The following is a 13,554-nucleotide window of genomic DNA, read 5'->3' as shown; positions in this document are numbered from 1 at the left end:
GCCGGCGCGGCCCTCGAGGTCCGCACGATGCGCTGAGGCGGAGACTTGCGCTGAACCTATAGGAACCATGGAACGATGCAAGCGCCCGTGTGGCCAAAAAGCGGCATTTTCCCAAAAAACTTAAAGCCAAGTCATCTCAAGGAGATGAATCCCCGTCTTCAAGCTTCGGATGGGACCCCGCCATGGTTTCGGCCCACTTATGGCGCCCGGCTGTCGGCCTCGAGGTAGGTCTTCACGGTTGCGATGAACTTGGACACCGAGATCGGCTTCGACATATAGGCTTCGCAGCCCCCCTCCCGGATGCGTTCCTCGTCCCCCTTCATGGCGAAAGCCGTGATGGCGATGACCGGGATCGACTTCAGCTCCTCATCGGCCTTGAGCCAGCGGGTCACCTCCAGGCCCGACACCTCGGGCAGCTGGATGTCCATGAGGATCAGGTCCGGCTTGTGGGCCCGGGCCAGCTCCATGGCCTCGATCCCGTGGCTGGTTTTCAAGGTCGCATAGCCGTGAGCCTCGAGGAGGTCGTTGAAGAGCTTCATGTTGAGTTCGTTGTCCTCAACGATGAGCACAGTCTTCTTCATGGCCGCTTTCCCCGGGGCTCCTGATGTACTTCACCGGCCCAATGGTTCATTTGATGATATAGTTAGGACCCAACCTATTGATGAAATGCAAATTGACAGCATGAACACTCCCTTAAAAAGAGTTACGCGCCAGGAGGCCGAAAATGTCGCACTTGAGGCGTTTTCCTTCCTGACCGCCGACGAGGAGCGCCTCGGCCGCTTCATGGCCGTGTCCGGCCTGCAACCGGACACCATCCGGTCGGCGGCCTCGTCGCCTGGTTTCTTCGCTGGTATCCTGGATTACGTCGTCTCCGACGAGCCCCTGCTGATCGCCCTGGCCAAGGACCTGAATACCAAGCCGGAGCACATCATGCAGGCTCATTGGACCCTGTCGCCGTCCGAGTTCGAATAATCCCCGTCCGCCGATGAGCGAAGCCCCCTTCTGCCGCGACTGCCTGACGCTTTCCGCCGATCCCTCGGCCGGACGGTGCCAGGCTTGCGGGTCTCCCCGCCTCCTGCGGCACAAGGAGCGCGACGCCCTCTCGATCGCCCATGTGGATTGCGATGCCTTCTTCGCCGCTGTCGAGAAGCGGGATGACCCGAGCCTCGCGGACAAACCGGTCATCATCGGCGGCGGCAAGAGAGGGGTCGTGTCCACCGCCTGCTATGTGGCCAGGACCTACGGGGTCCGCTCGGCCATGCCGATGTTCCAGGCGCTCAAGCTCTGCCCCGACGCGACCGTGATCAAGCCGAACGGAGAAAAATACAGCAAGGCGGGCCGGGAGGTGCGCCAGCTCATGCGGGAGCTGACCCCCCTGGTCGAGCCTGTCTCCATCGACGAGGCCTTCCTCGACCTGACCGGGACGGAAAGGCTGCACCACGGCAGCCCTGCCCTGACCCTCGCCCGCTTTGCCCGCAAGGTCGAGCGGGAGATCGGGATCAGCATCTCGGTCGGCCTTTCCTACAACAAGTTTCTCGCCAAGATCGCCTCGGACCTGGAGAAGCCGCGGGGATTCTCCATCATCGGACGCGAGGAGGCCGCAGGGTTCCTCGCGGACAAACCGGTCGGGATCATTCCCGGGATCGGCGCCTCGGCCCAGGGCAGGCTTGCAAAGGTCGGAGTCTCCCGGATCTCCCACCTGCGGGACGTGCCGCTGAAAACCCTGTTCGAGGCCCTCGGCCGGGATTCGCAGCGCCTCTCGCGTCTCGCCTGGGGCGAGGACAGCCGGCCCGTCACCCCGGAGCGGGAGACCAAAAGCGTCTCGGCGGAAACGACCTTCGAGACCGATCTGCGATCCTTCGAGGATCTCGAACCGATCCTGTGGCGGCTCTCGGAGAAGGTCTCGCGCCGCCTGAAGGTGGCCGGCCTTGCCGGCCAGAGCGTAACCTTGAAGCTGAAGGACAAGGATTTCCGGCTTCTGACCCGGACCCGGTCGGGCCTGGCGCCGACGCAGCTGGCTGCGCGGCTGTTCGATCCGGCTCGGCAGCTCCTGAAAGCCGCCTGCGACGGAACCGCCTTCCGCCTCATCGGGATCGGGGCGGCCGATCTCTGCGACCCGGCGGACGCGGACAAGGGCGACCTCGCGGATCAGAGCGTCGTCCGCCAGGCCCATATGGAAGCCGCCATCGACAAACTCCGCGACAAATTCGGGGCCAATGCCGTACAGAAGGGCATCGTGCTGCGCAAACGCTAAAGCATCGGACCCAAAAGTGGACTTGCCCTTTTGGGATCCATCCGATGCTTTCTTCTTGAATGAGAGCATCGGTCGGAACGGACCCAGCGGGCCGCGCCAGCGAAAACCGGATCCACTTTTCCGTCCGATGCTCTAGCGCCTCGGACGGACCCAGCGAGCCGCGTCTTCCGATGCGCCGCTTAAGGAATTGAGCCTCGGACGTGAAAAGCGCATCCACTTTTCACGTCCGAGGCTCATTCGTTGAAGATGACACCCACCCAACGTCATGGCCGGCCATCCCGATCCGGTGAAGCGCGGCGCCCTACAGAAGCGGGATCACCGGGACAAGCCCGGTGATGACGTGGAGGATGATCCTTGCTGTGGCGTGACCTTTCCCACGTCATGGCCGGCCTTGTGCCGGCCATCCCGATGCGGTAGGGCGCGGCGCTGTCCTGTATCGGGATCACCGGCACAAGGCCGGTGATGACGTGGTGTGTGTGGCCCGGTGACAACACCCTCCCAGGTCATGGCCGGCCGGTCATCACCCGCATCTTGCCGGCCATTCCGATGATCCGATGCTCACATCCTGAAGCGGCGCATCGTTCCGGGCGGACCCAAAGGGCCACGCCAGTGACCCGAAGGGCCGCGCCAGCGAGTACCGGGTCCACTTTTCACGCGCCTGGCCCGCTTTCGTCCGCACGGTGCGCTAGTGGTTGCACGAGCTCGGCGCCTGCATGTCCAGGCTCTTCAGCTCACCTTTGAGAGCAAAGTCCCCATAATCGAGTTTCAGGTCCCGGCTCACGCCGTTCTCGTAGAGCTGGAACGAGATCGTGTAGACCGGCGTCCGGTCGGCCTTGCCTTCCTCGAAGTAGCTGATGGTGATGGGCCAGCGCGCGACGGAGGCGAGCTTTTCGCCCCGTGCCACGTCCTCGAGCGAGGCAGAAGCGGCGCCTGCCTCGATCTTCCGGCCGATCAGCCCGAGGGTCTCGTACACCTTATCGCCCTTGTTGGAGCCGTCATACACCTTCACGGACAGGGTGGTGTCCCCCCGACGTCCCGCCTCGATCAAGCGCTTCAGGTGCTCGGTCGGGAACACGGTCTCGCCCGGAGCTTCGAACGCCTTTCTCTTCGGCTGCTTCAGGTCGACGTTGAGGCTGCCCTGCGGCGTGAGCTTGGCGTCGCCGTCCACCTCGCCGTCCTTGATCATGCCCTGCCGGAACGAGCTGGACTTGAAGTGCATGGATCGGCCGTCGCCCGTCTCGTACGTGGCGGTTTGGATGTCGAGCGTGTTGGAGCCGGAGTCACTGCTGTTGAGGATCGTCACCTGGCGGTACTTGAGGGTGTAGCCCTCGCAGGCATCGCCCCCGAACTCCATGGCGATCCTCCCCGTCGCATGATCGACGCCATTGGACCCGCCGGCCCGCAACAGGGAGAGGTCGTAAACCGCCCTGTGAGGAACCAATTGGACCGAAGGCCTGGCCGTCTGGGCAGACGCCGAGGCAATCAAAGCGATGGACAGGCCACAGGCCGCAACGACGAAACGCATGTCTTCTCCCGATCCGATGCCAGGCAGGATAGGGTCCTCCTGCGGACAGGGCAATGTTCCCGCTTGCGTCCTTACGGCTCATCCGCCACTACTCCGTCCGGATGATGTCACAAATCGAGGCTCCCATGAGTGCAGTCGACAAGAAGCTTCAGGATCTGGGGATCACGCTCCCGACTCCCGCCGCGCCCGTCGCGAATTACGTCCCATTCGTCAGGACCGGAAACCTGATTGTCATCTCCGGGCAGCTCTGCCTCGGGCTGGACGGCAAGCTGGCCGATGCGCACAAGGGCAAGCTCGGCGCCGAGATCTCTCCCGAAATCGGCCAGGAGGCGGCGCGGCTCTGCGCAATCAACCTGCTCGCGCAGCTCAAGGCCGCCGTGGGCGACCTCGACAAGGTCACGCGCTGCGTCCGCCTCGGCGGCTTCATCAATGCCGTGCCGACCTTTGCGGCCCTTGCTCCCGTGATGAACGGCGCCTCCGACCTGATGGTCGAGGTTCTGGGCGATGCCGGTCGCCATGCCCGTTCCACCATCGGGGTTGCCGAGCTGCCGCTCGACGCCTGTGTCGAAGTCGAAGGGATGTTTGAAGTCCAATGAGCACCCCGAGCTGGCTCGTCGCGAAGCCCATCGCCCATCGCGGCCTCCACAACAAGGCGGAAGGCGTCATCGAGAACACGGTCTCGGCGGCGGAAGCCGCGATTGAGCGTGGTTTCCCCATCGAGCTCGACGTTCAGCTGACCGCCGACAACGAAGCCATCGTGTTCCACGATTTCGAGCTCGACCGCCTGACCGGTCAGACGGGGCTGGTCGCGGAGCGCAAGCTCTCCGACCTGAGCGCCATCGCCATCGCCGGCGCCAGGCGCGGGGACAGGATCCCGGCGTTCACCGACTATCTCGCCACGATCGCCGGCCGCACGCCGCTGGTGATCGAGGTCAAGAGCAAGTTCAACGGCGACATGCGCCTGACCAAACGGGTCATCGAGATCCTGGCGGATTACGGCGGCCCCTTCGTGGTGAAGTCGTTCGATCCGGATATCGTGGCCTATCTGCGGGCGAATGCTCCGAACATCACGCGCGGATTCATCGGAGAGCTGGAATACGCCTCGAAGGCCGACAGCTTCCTGACCCCCGAGATGAAGCACCGGATGGCCAATCTTCTGCACTTCTCGGACACGCAGCCGCACTTCCTGTCCTGGCGGGTGAAGGACATTCCGTGTGCTTCGACCCATCTCAGCCGGATCCTGGGCAACCTGCCCGTGATGACCTGGACGGTGCGGACGCCGGAGGACCGTGCCCGGGCCGAGAAGCACGCCGACCAGATGGTCTTCGAGGGCTTCCTGCCCTGACGCATTGCCGCAACGGTTGCCAGGATCCCGCCGAGACACTAGCTCTTAATGCCTGACGGCGGGATCCTTCGACCCAGTGACCTTCCAAGCCAAAATCGCACCAGGCCTGAAGCTTGTCCCGGCTGCCGACTGGGACGCCTGCGCGCTCGACACGGGCTCCGGCGACGACGACCCGTTCAACCCCTTCCTGTCTCACGCCTTCCTGTCCGCCCTGGAGGATTCCGGCTGCGTCGGCGGACGGTCCGGGTGGGCGCCGGTTCATGTCCTCATCGAGGACGAGTCCGATAGGCTGCTGGGCGCCGCCCCGTGTTACCTCAAATCCCATTCCATGGGCGAGTACGTCTTCGATCATGCCTGGGCCGATGCCTATGCCCGGGCCGGGGGCCGCTATTACCCGAAGCTCCAGGTGGCCGTTCCGTTCACGCCGGTCACCGGCCCCCGCCTGCTCGCCGGGAACGGACCGCGCTCGTCGGAGATCCGTTCCGCCCTGATCGCCGGCCTGAGGGCCGTGCGCGACCAGACAGGCGCCTCCTCCATCCACGCGACCTTCCTGCAGGAGACCGATCTCGAGGCTCTCACGTCCGAAGAATTTCTTCGACGGGACGATCAGCAGTTCCATTGGTTCAATGAAGGCTATGGCAGCTTCGACGATTTTCTCGGTGCGTTGGCCTCCCGCAAGCGGAAGGCGATCCGGCGCGAGAGGCGCGACGCCCTCGCGAACGGCATCTCCGTCGAGTGGGTGAGCGGCAAGGATATCACGGAGGCGCACTGGGACGCCTTCTTCGCCTTCTACATGGACACCGGCTCCCGCAAGTGGGGCCGCCCCTATCTCAACCGCCGCTTCTTCTCCCTGGTCGGCGAACGGATGGCCGACCGCATTCTCCTCGTCATGGCCAAGCGCAACGGGCGGCACATCGCCGGGGCGATCAACTTCGTCGGCGACAGGCGGCTCTACGGACGCAACTGGGGGTGCATCGAGGACCATCCCTTCCTGCATTTCGAGGTCTGCTACTATCAGGCCATCGATTTCGCCATTGCGCGCGGGCTGGATCGCGTCGAGGCCGGAGCCCAGGGCGAGCACAAGCTCGCCCGGGGCTACAAGCCCGTCATCACATCCTCCGCGCACGACATCGCGGACCCCTCCCTGCGCCGGGCCGTTCAGGCCTATCTCGATCAGGAGCGTCTCTACGTCTCCGAAGCTGCCGGCGAACTGGCGGCGGCCACGCCGTTCCGGCACCGCGAAGAGGATTAGAGCATTTTTCGGCGAAGTGGATCCGGTTCGCCGTCAAAAATGCGGCATAGCCAAGAAGAGAGGTGATTCCACGTGAGTGGAAGCAGCTCTAGCCGCCGGCTCGAGACACCTTAGCGTTTCGCCCTGCCGCCGTCGCGTACGCGGTGAACCCCTCGAGGAACTTGCGGAGCTGGTCCTCGACCTTCTGGTCGGCGAAGCTGCCGTCCTGGTTGAAGACCGTCTGAGCCCGCGACACCATCAGCCGTCCCCCGGCCCAGAAATCCGCTCTGAGCGTCCGCAGGACCGGGAGCCACGCATCCTGGGACAGAATCGTGCCGAACCCGCCCGGCGACGCGCCGATGACCGCCACCGGCCTGCCGCCGAAGACGCGCTTGATGTCCGAGTCCGGCCTGGAGAGCCAGTCGATGGCGTTCTTGAACACCCCGGGGATCGAGTTGTTGTATTCGGGCGTGACGAGGAGAAGGCCGTCCGCAGCCGCGATGGCGTCCTTCAGCTCGGTCACCCTGGCCGGAATGCCGTCCTGGATTTCCACATCCCCGTCGTAGAGCGGGATCCCGCGGATGGTCTCGACGACCAGTTCCGCGCCCTCGGGCATCAGGCCGGCGGCGTTCCGCAGCAGAGCGGAATTGTACGAAGCTTGGCGCAGGCTTCCCGAAATGCCGATCAGTTTCGTCACGTCGACCTCTTCCGCTGTCTGACTTCGCGCCCCGGAGCGGGCCGCTCCCGTGGAGCCCCTCCTTGGGACGCTAGAGCATCGGACGGGAAAAGTGGACCCACTTCTCCCGTCCGATGCTCCACTCTTGGCCGGCGCACCGTTGAGTGCGGCCCGCTTTCGTCCGCCCGATGCGCTCGGCGGTCTTCCGATCGCGTTCACCGGGCTTGTCCCGGTGAAGACGTGGAGGGTGGTGTGAGCGGATGATGCACCCTCCACAGGTCATGGCCGGCCGGTCATCATTCGCCTCTTGCCGGCCATCCCGATTGTCCGATGCCCCATCCTGAAGCGGCGCATCGTTCGGGGCGGACCCAGAGGGCCCACACGATGCGTCAGGGTTCGGGACCCGGCGCGTCGAACCGAGGAAAGGCTGCCGATCCCGCCCGAAGTTGCGTCACCCGGTCTCGACCGCCCGTCTAGAAAAAGCAGGACATCGGTTCATATGTGCACTATGGACCACACGACGTCCCGCTGACATTCCAGATTTTCATGAGCCCTTGTTCCGCCTGCGTCACCCGTGAGCATCCTTGATGCAGGAACATGTGAAACCTCCCCATGTCTTCCTCTCCAGCGACGGGGTCATGGGCGAGCGCATCCGCGGCCACGCGTGGTCGGCCACACCGGTCGGATCGATCGAAACATGGCCGCATTCCCTGCGCACGGCCGTCAGCATGATCCTGCACTCCAAGTTTCCGACCTACATGGCGTGGGGACGCGATCTGACGAGCTTCTACAACGATGCCTATGCTCCGATGCTGGGATCGAAGCCCGAGGCCCTCGGGCGCTCCTTTCGGGATGTCTGGGCCGAGGCATGGGGCACGGTCGGCCCGATTGCCCAACGAGCCCTCCTGGGCCAGGCGAGCTATTTCGAAGATCTGCCGATCACCATCGAGCGTAATGGATATCCCGAGCAGACGTGGTGGACGTTCTCCTACAGCCCGATCCACGATGAGACCGGCGGCGTCGGCGGCATCCTGTGTATCGTCCACGACACGACCGCGAAGGTCCAGGGCGAACGGCGCTTGGGATTTCTGGTCCACCTGAGCGACCGCCTGCGCGGGCTGAACGAGCTGCTCGAGGTCATCACGGCCGCCCAGGCGATGCTTGGCGAGCACCTGCAAACCAGCCGCGTCGGCTATGGAGAGGTGGAGGAGACCGCCCGCTACTTCACCACGGAGCGGAACTGGACGGACGGAACGGTCGAGCACCGGACCGGGACGCACGACCTGGCGTCATTCGGCCCGGAGATTCATGGCGCCCTCAAGCGCGGTGAAACCCTGATCGTCCATGACGCCGCCGCCGACCCGCGGACCAATTCGCCCGAACACCTGGCCGCCTTCGCCTATCTCGAGTTCGCCTCCGTGGTCACCGTCAGCCTGATCAAACGCGGGCGCATGGTCGCGGCCCTCTACGTTCACAACCGGGAGCCGCGCCTCTGGAGCGAGAGCGAAGTCAAGCTCATCGAGGACGTCGCCGAGCGAACCTGGGACGCCATCGAGCGCATCCGGTCCGAAGCCGCCCTGCGCAAGAGCGAAGAGCGCCTTCAACTCGCCCTCGAGGCGTCGAGTGTCGTGGGAACCTGGGACTGGGACATCCAGTCCGATCTCGTCTATGCGGACGAGCGCTTCGCCACGCTCTACGGCGTCGACCCGGAAGCCGCCGCCAGGGGCGCCCCGCTCGCCAGCTTCCTCAAGGGCATTCATCCGAGCGACATCGGGCGGATCGGAGACCTGATCCGGGACGCGGTCGAGACGGGTCGGACCCTGGCCGCCGAGTACCGCACCATCGACAAGAACCGGCAGGTGCATTGGGTCTTCGCCCAGGGACGTTGCTACAGGGCGGCCGGTCAGCCCATTCGGTTCCCGGGCGTCTGCGTTGACATTACGGAGCGGAAGAAGGCCGAGGAGCATCGGGAGCTTCTCATCAACGAGCTGAATCACAGGGTGAAGAACACCCTGGCGACCGTGCAATCCATCGCCTCCCAGAGCCTGCGCAATGCGGAAACCGCGGAAGCGGCCCGCTCGGCCATGGAAGCGCGCCTGCTGGCGCTCTCCCGCGCCCACGACGTGCTCACGCGTGAGAACTGGGAGGGAGCCGGACTGGTCGAGATCGTGCGGGAAGCGCTGGCTCCCTACCGCCACGAGCGCGAGAACCGGCTGCACGTGGAGGGCCCGGATGTCCGCCTCTCGCCCCGGATGGCGCTCGCCATCGCGATGGCCCTGCAGGAACTGGCGACCAACGCGGTGAAATACGGCGCTCTCTCCAACGCCTCGGGCGAGGTGCGCGTGGTATGGCTGGTCGAGCAGAATGGTGAGAAGCGCCTGCGCTTCAGCTGGACCGAAACCGGCGGCCCGCCGGTGAAAGCTCCGCGGCGGCGCGGCTTCGGCACCCGCCTGATCGAGCGGAGCCTGGCGCAGGATCTCGACGGCGAGGCCCAGATCACGTTCGCTCCGGCCGGGATCATCTGCACGGTCGAAGCCGCCTTTGCGTGAGCGCCAACGGAAAAGCCGCACCGGCTGTGGGCCGGTACGGCTTTCTACGTAAGAAGTCTCAGGCGATGGATCTCACAGGCTGGAGATGATCGCCTCGATCCCTTCCATGATCGCAGCCGGCGATGTGCCGACCGCGTTCAGGCCGAGGTTCAGCAGCCAATAGCAGCCGAGCAGGATCACCGGCACGAGGATCCAACCCAGAACTTCCTCGAACCAGACGCGCCGGCGCCGACGCTGGTAGCGCTTCTCGCGCCAGGACAGCTTCGCCGGAGCGTCATAGGTCCGGGACGCCTCGAGGGGTCCCTCGTGAATCTCACTCGTCATGCTCGAACCAACGGAACTTTCGGAACGGTGCGGACACCTCCGCCTCCATTACCATCGGATCCCTTCGGTTTCACGGCCTTTTTCGTCTTCGATGCAGCCGACTTGGCCTTGGGCTTCTTCTTGGCCGCGTTGGTGACGTCCTTCTCGGGCTTCGGCTTGACCGGACCCTCGACATACTCGAAGCCGAGGCTCTGGAGGCCGATCTCGTCCGTCTTGACCACCACGCGGACGGCTCCGCCGTTCTTGAGGCGTCCGAACAGAACCTCGTCCGCCAGCGGCGTCTTGATCGTCGACTGGATCAGGCGGCCCATCGGGCGAGCCCCCATGGCCTCGTCGTAGCCATGCTCGACCAGCCAGTCCCGGGCATCGTCCGTGAGTTCGATCGACACGTTGCGGTCGGCCAGCTGCGCGTCGAGCTGCATGACGAACTTCTCGACCACCTTCTGGACCACTTCCTTAGGCAGGTGGGCGAAGGAAATGACGGCATCGAGACGGTTGCGGAACTCAGGCGTGAACAGCTTGTTGATCGCTTCCGTATCGTCACCTTCACGCTTGGAGCGAGTGAAGCCATAGGCCGGACGGGCCATGTCGGCGGCGCCCGCATTCGTGGTCATGATGATGATCACGTTGCGGAAGTCGACCTGCTTGCCATTGTGATCCGTCAGCTTCCCGTGATCCATGACCTGGAGCAGGATGTTGAACAGATCCGGGTGCGCCTTCTCGATCTCGTCGAGCAGGAGCACGCAATGCGGGTGCTGGTCGACGCCATCGGTCAGCAGACCGCCCTGGTCGAAGCCCACATAGCCGGGAGGCGCACCGATGAGGCGGCTGACCGTGTGGCGCTCCATGTACTCCGACATGTCGAAGCGCAGGAGCTCCACCCCCAGCGAGGCCGCCAGCTGCTTGGCCACTTCGGTCTTGCCGACACCGGTCGGGCCGGCGAACAGGTAGGAGCCGATAGGCTTCTCCGCGTCGCGCAGGCCGGCCCGGGCCAGCTTGATCGCCGAGGACAGGGCCTCGATGGCCTTGTCCTGGCCGTAGACGACCCGCTTCAGGGTATCCTGCAGGTGCGCGAGCACCTCGGCGTCGTCCTTCGACACGGTCTTGGGCGGGATCCGGGCCATGGTGGCGATGGTGGCCTCGATCTCCTTGATGCCGATGGTCTTCTTGCGGCGGCCTTCGGGCAGGAGCATCTGGGACGCGCCGGTCTCGTCGATCACGTCGATCGCCTTGTCCGGCAGCTTGCGGTCGTTGATGTAGCGGGCCGACAGCTCGACCGCCGCCTTCACGGCGTCGTTGGTGTATTTGAGCTTGTGGAAGTCCTCGAAATAGGGCTTCAGGCCTTTCACGATCTCGATCGCATCGGGCACGGACGGCTCGTTGACGTCGATCTTCTGGAAGCGGCGGACGAGGGCCCGGTCCTTCTCGAAATACTGGCGGTATTCCTTGTAGGTGGTCGAGCCGATGCAGCGGAGGCTGCCCTGAGCCAGGGCGGGCTTCAGGAGGTTCGACGCATCCATGGCGCCGCCGGAGGTGGCGCCAGCGCCGATCACCGTATGGATCTCATCGATGAACATGATGGCGTTCGGATGGGCCTCGATCTCCTTCATGACCTGCTTCAGGCGCTCTTCGAAGTCGCCCCGGTAGCGGGTTCCGGCCAGAAGGGTCCCCATGTCGAGGGCGAACACGGTGGCTCCCTTGAGCACCTCCGGGACCTCCCCCTGGACGATCTTGCGGGCAAGGCCCTCCGCGATGGCGGTCTTGCCCACGCCCGGGTCGCCGACCAGGAGCGGATTGTTCTTCTGGCGGCGGCACAGGACCTGGATGGTCCGCTGGACCTCGGATTCGCGGCCGATCAGCGGGTCGATCCGACCCTCCTTCGCCTTCTTGTTGAGATTGACGCAGTAAGCATCGAGAGCATCGCCCTTTTTCTTCTGGCGCGCGTCACCCTCCTCCTGCGTCGGCCGCTCGCTCGAGGATTCCTCCTCGGAGCCGCGCGGAGACCGGCTCTCCGTGAGGCCGGGACGCTTGGCGATGCCATGGCTGATGTAGTTGACCGCGTCGTAGCGGGTCATGTCCTGCTCCTGCAGGAAATAGGCGGCGTGGCTCTCGCGCTCGGCGAAAATCGCCACGAGCACGTTGGCGCCGGTCACCTCGTCGCGGCCGGAGGACTGGACATGGATCACGGCCCGCTGGATCACGCGCTGGAACCCGGCGGTAGGCTTCGAATCCTGACGCCCGTCGGCCACCAGATTGGCCAGTTCGCTGTCGACATAATCGACCAGGTTACGCCGGAGAACATCGAGATCGACATTGCAGGCTCGCATGACGGCCGCAGCATCCTGGTCGTCGATCAGGGCCAGGAGGAGGTGTTCGAGGGTTGCGTATTCATGGCGGCGCTCTCCTGCGAGAGCGAGAGCGCGGTGAAGGGCTTGTTCAAGACTGCGAGAAAAGCTCGGCAACGGCTTGTCCTTTATGAGACGGGGCTCGGCTAATTCTTTTCCATGACACATTGCAGAGGGTGCTGATGTTTCCGGGCGAAATCCATCACCTGGGTCACCTTCGTCTCGGCAATTTCGTACGTAAAAACTCCACACTCCCCGACGCCGTTCTGGTGTACGTGCAACATGATCCGGGTCGCATCCTCGCGGTTCTTGTTGAAGAACCGTTCCAGCACGTGCACCACGAACTCCATCGGGGTGTAATCGTCGTTCAAGAGAAGAACGCGGTAAAGGTTCGGCCGTTTCGTGCGCGGTTTGGTTTTCGTGATGATGGCCGTGTTCGAGCGACCGCCGTCGTCGCCGCCAGGCGGCTGTGCCCCGCCGGCAGCGGATACCGGATGCGTCTCCGACAGGGTCAAACTACCTTGTGCTAACCGCAGCATATTCGAACGACCGCCCCTTCTTCTGTTTTCGGCCCTCGGCCTCCCGCCCGTCCTGTTCCGGGCGATCGGCATCAAGCCAAATGTATAGTCGCTCCATTCGGTTTGCCAGATCAACCAGATGGGTGGTCGCAGCCGTGATGAAAAGAGCGACATCTTGGCCATGCCCGCGCCACCGGCCGCATTGGCAAGCCAAGCCCTGCAAGCCAAGCCCTGAAGGCATGCCTGGCCCAACGCAAAACGCCCGGGACAAGCCCGGGCGCCTCATGGGAGAAAACCTTTCGATCCGCTCGTTACGCGGCTGCCGCCTTGGACAGTAGCCCTTCGTAAGGCTTCATCGTCTCCGTCGCGAGGGCCGAATAGAGGGCGCTCATCCTGGCCGCCTGGCTCACGAGGCTGTCATAGGCGCCTTTGACGAAGGCGGTCTGGATTTCAACAGCCTTGTCGAGGGTCTGCACGCCGAGCAGCTTTTCGACCGTGGACGAGGTCTGCTCGAAGGACTTGCGGGCGAAATCCGCCGTCTCGGCTGCGATGGCCTGGCTGTTGCTGGAGAAGGCACCGAGCGCCTTCACGGTGGCATCCAGGTTATCCTGGCCGAACTTCTGAATCTGGGTAAACGGCTGAAGCATTGTGAACCTCGGCAATAAGGCGTTAAATGACCGTTGGCGCCGCTGGTCAGCCAACGAAGTCAATATGTGCAGCGCACAAAATTCTGTCAAGTTTTATTGTGCAATGCACAAAAATCAGATTCCTCTCCTTTCCTCCGTTA

General features: G+C 64.0%; 13 protein-coding genes. 6 read left to right on the top strand and 7 right to left on the bottom strand.

The window, feature by feature from the left end; genetic code table 11:
* Nucleotides 1-197: 197 nt before the first annotated feature.
* Entirely contained in the window at nt 198-581 is a 384-nt protein-coding gene (locus OCW50_RS06185) for a response regulator (protein WP_262267875.1), read from the bottom strand.
* Between the two features lie 100 nt (nt 582-681).
* On the opposite strand from OCW50_RS06185, the gene OCW50_RS06180 reads away from it, so the two are divergent.
* Together OCW50_RS06180 and OCW50_RS06175 are read left to right on the top strand one after the other, a co-directional pair.
* Nucleotides 682-972: a DUF3572 domain-containing protein gene (locus OCW50_RS06180; protein WP_262267876.1), complete on the top strand. Its 291-nt coding sequence runs from the start codon at nt 682-684 to the stop codon at nt 970-972.
* 13 nt (nt 973-985) lie between these two features.
* A complete protein-coding gene (locus OCW50_RS06175; protein WP_262267877.1) occupies nt 986-2,254 on the top strand; it encodes a DNA polymerase IV in 1,269 nt (422 codons plus the stop codon).
* Nucleotides 2,255-2,939: 685 nt separating this feature from the next.
* On the opposite strand, the gene OCW50_RS06170 is transcribed toward OCW50_RS06175, so the two are convergent.
* A complete protein-coding gene (locus OCW50_RS06170) occupies nt 2,940-3,779 on the bottom strand; it encodes a cell envelope integrity EipB family protein (RefSeq protein ID WP_262267878.1) in 840 nt (279 codons plus the stop codon).
* 125 nt (nt 3,780-3,904) lie between these two features.
* On the opposite strand from OCW50_RS06170, the gene OCW50_RS06165 reads away from it, so the two are divergent.
* The 3 genes from OCW50_RS06165 (at nt 3,905) to OCW50_RS06155 (ending at nt 6,376) form a co-directional block, all read left to right on the top strand.
* On the top strand, nt 3,905-4,375 hold the full coding sequence (locus OCW50_RS06165; RefSeq protein ID WP_262296823.1) for a RidA family protein: 471 nt from the start codon (nt 3,905-3,907) through the stop codon (nt 4,373-4,375).
* A complete protein-coding gene (locus OCW50_RS06160) occupies nt 4,372-5,124 on the top strand; it encodes a glycerophosphodiester phosphodiesterase family protein (protein WP_262296822.1) in 753 nt (250 codons plus the stop codon). The genes OCW50_RS06165 and OCW50_RS06160 overlap by 4 nt, the downstream gene beginning before the upstream one ends.
* Before the next feature lie 76 nt (nt 5,125-5,200).
* On the top strand, nt 5,201-6,376 hold the full coding sequence (locus tag OCW50_RS06155; RefSeq protein WP_262296821.1) for a GNAT family N-acetyltransferase: 1,176 nt from the start codon (nt 5,201-5,203) through the stop codon (nt 6,374-6,376).
* A gap of 88 nt (nt 6,377-6,464) precedes the next feature.
* Here the strand turns inward: OCW50_RS06155 and OCW50_RS06150 are convergent, their stop codons facing one another.
* A complete protein-coding gene (locus OCW50_RS06150) occupies nt 6,465-7,052 on the bottom strand; it encodes an NADPH-dependent FMN reductase (RefSeq protein ID WP_262267882.1) in 588 nt (195 codons plus the stop codon).
* Between the two features lie 566 nt (nt 7,053-7,618).
* On the opposite strand from OCW50_RS06150, the gene OCW50_RS06145 reads away from it, so the two are divergent.
* On the top strand, nt 7,619-9,580 hold the full coding sequence (locus tag OCW50_RS06145; RefSeq protein WP_262296820.1) for an HWE histidine kinase domain-containing protein: 1,962 nt from the start codon (nt 7,619-7,621) through the stop codon (nt 9,578-9,580).
* A 72-nt stretch (nt 9,581-9,652) separates the two neighbouring features.
* On the opposite strand, the gene OCW50_RS06140 is transcribed toward OCW50_RS06145, so the two are convergent.
* From OCW50_RS06140 to OCW50_RS06125, 4 genes are all read right to left on the bottom strand, one after another.
* On the bottom strand, nt 9,653-9,904 hold the full coding sequence (locus OCW50_RS06140) for a hypothetical protein (RefSeq protein WP_262267884.1): 252 nt from the start codon (nt 9,902-9,904) through the stop codon (nt 9,653-9,655).
* A complete protein-coding gene (gene clpA / locus OCW50_RS06135) occupies nt 9,901-12,366 on the bottom strand; it encodes an ATP-dependent Clp protease ATP-binding subunit ClpA (protein ID WP_262267885.1) in 2,466 nt (821 codons plus the stop codon). The genes OCW50_RS06140 and clpA overlap by 4 nt, the downstream gene beginning before the upstream one ends.
* A 29-nt stretch (nt 12,367-12,395) precedes the next feature.
* Nucleotides 12,396-12,788 carry an ATP-dependent Clp protease adapter ClpS gene (gene clpS, locus OCW50_RS06130; protein ID WP_262297022.1) on the bottom strand — a complete coding sequence of 131 codons (393 nt, stop codon included), beginning with the start codon at nt 12,786-12,788 and terminating at the stop codon, nt 12,396-12,398.
* 290 nt (nt 12,789-13,078) lie between these two features.
* On the bottom strand, nt 13,079-13,414 hold the full coding sequence (locus tag OCW50_RS06125; protein ID WP_262267886.1) for a phasin family protein: 336 nt from the start codon (nt 13,412-13,414) through the stop codon (nt 13,079-13,081).
* Between the last annotated feature and the right edge of the window lie 140 nt (nt 13,415-13,554).

Origin of the sequence: Microvirga sesbaniae (assembly GCF_025460805.1) — a bacterium.
GTDB classification, from domain to species: Bacteria; Pseudomonadota; Alphaproteobacteria; order Rhizobiales; family Beijerinckiaceae; genus Microvirga; species Microvirga sesbaniae.
This window is presented reverse-complemented; position numbering and strand designations above follow the sequence as displayed.

Bases quoted from the DNA above. Each gene is read 5' to 3' on its own strand.
- OCW50_RS06185 (WP_262267875.1), bottom strand. From the start codon at position 581: ATGAAGAAGACTGTGCTCATCGTTGAGGACAACGAACTCAACATGAAG.
- OCW50_RS06180 (WP_262267876.1), top strand. From the start codon at position 682: ATGAACACTCCCTTAAAAAGAGTTACGCGCCAGGAGGCCGAAAATGTC.
- OCW50_RS06175 (WP_262267877.1), top strand. From the start codon at position 986: ATGAGCGAAGCCCCCTTCTGCCGCGACTGCCTGACGCTTTCCGCCGAT.
- OCW50_RS06170 (WP_262267878.1), bottom strand. From the start codon at position 3,779: ATGCGTTTCGTCGTTGCGGCCTGTGGCCTGTCCATCGCTTTGATTGCC.
- OCW50_RS06165 (WP_262296823.1), top strand. From the start codon at position 3,905: ATGAGTGCAGTCGACAAGAAGCTTCAGGATCTGGGGATCACGCTCCCG.
- OCW50_RS06160 (WP_262296822.1), top strand. From the start codon at position 4,372: ATGAGCACCCCGAGCTGGCTCGTCGCGAAGCCCATCGCCCATCGCGGC.
- OCW50_RS06145 (WP_262296820.1), top strand. From the start codon at position 7,619: ATGCAGGAACATGTGAAACCTCCCCATGTCTTCCTCTCCAGCGACGGG.
- OCW50_RS06140 (WP_262267884.1), bottom strand. From the start codon at position 9,904: ATGACGAGTGAGATTCACGAGGGACCCCTCGAGGCGTCCCGGACCTAT.
- clpS (WP_262297022.1), bottom strand. From the start codon at position 12,788: ATGCTGCGGTTAGCACAAGGTAGTTTGACCCTGTCGGAGACGCATCCG.
- OCW50_RS06125 (WP_262267886.1), bottom strand. From the start codon at position 13,414: ATGCTTCAGCCGTTTACCCAGATTCAGAAGTTCGGCCAGGATAACCTG.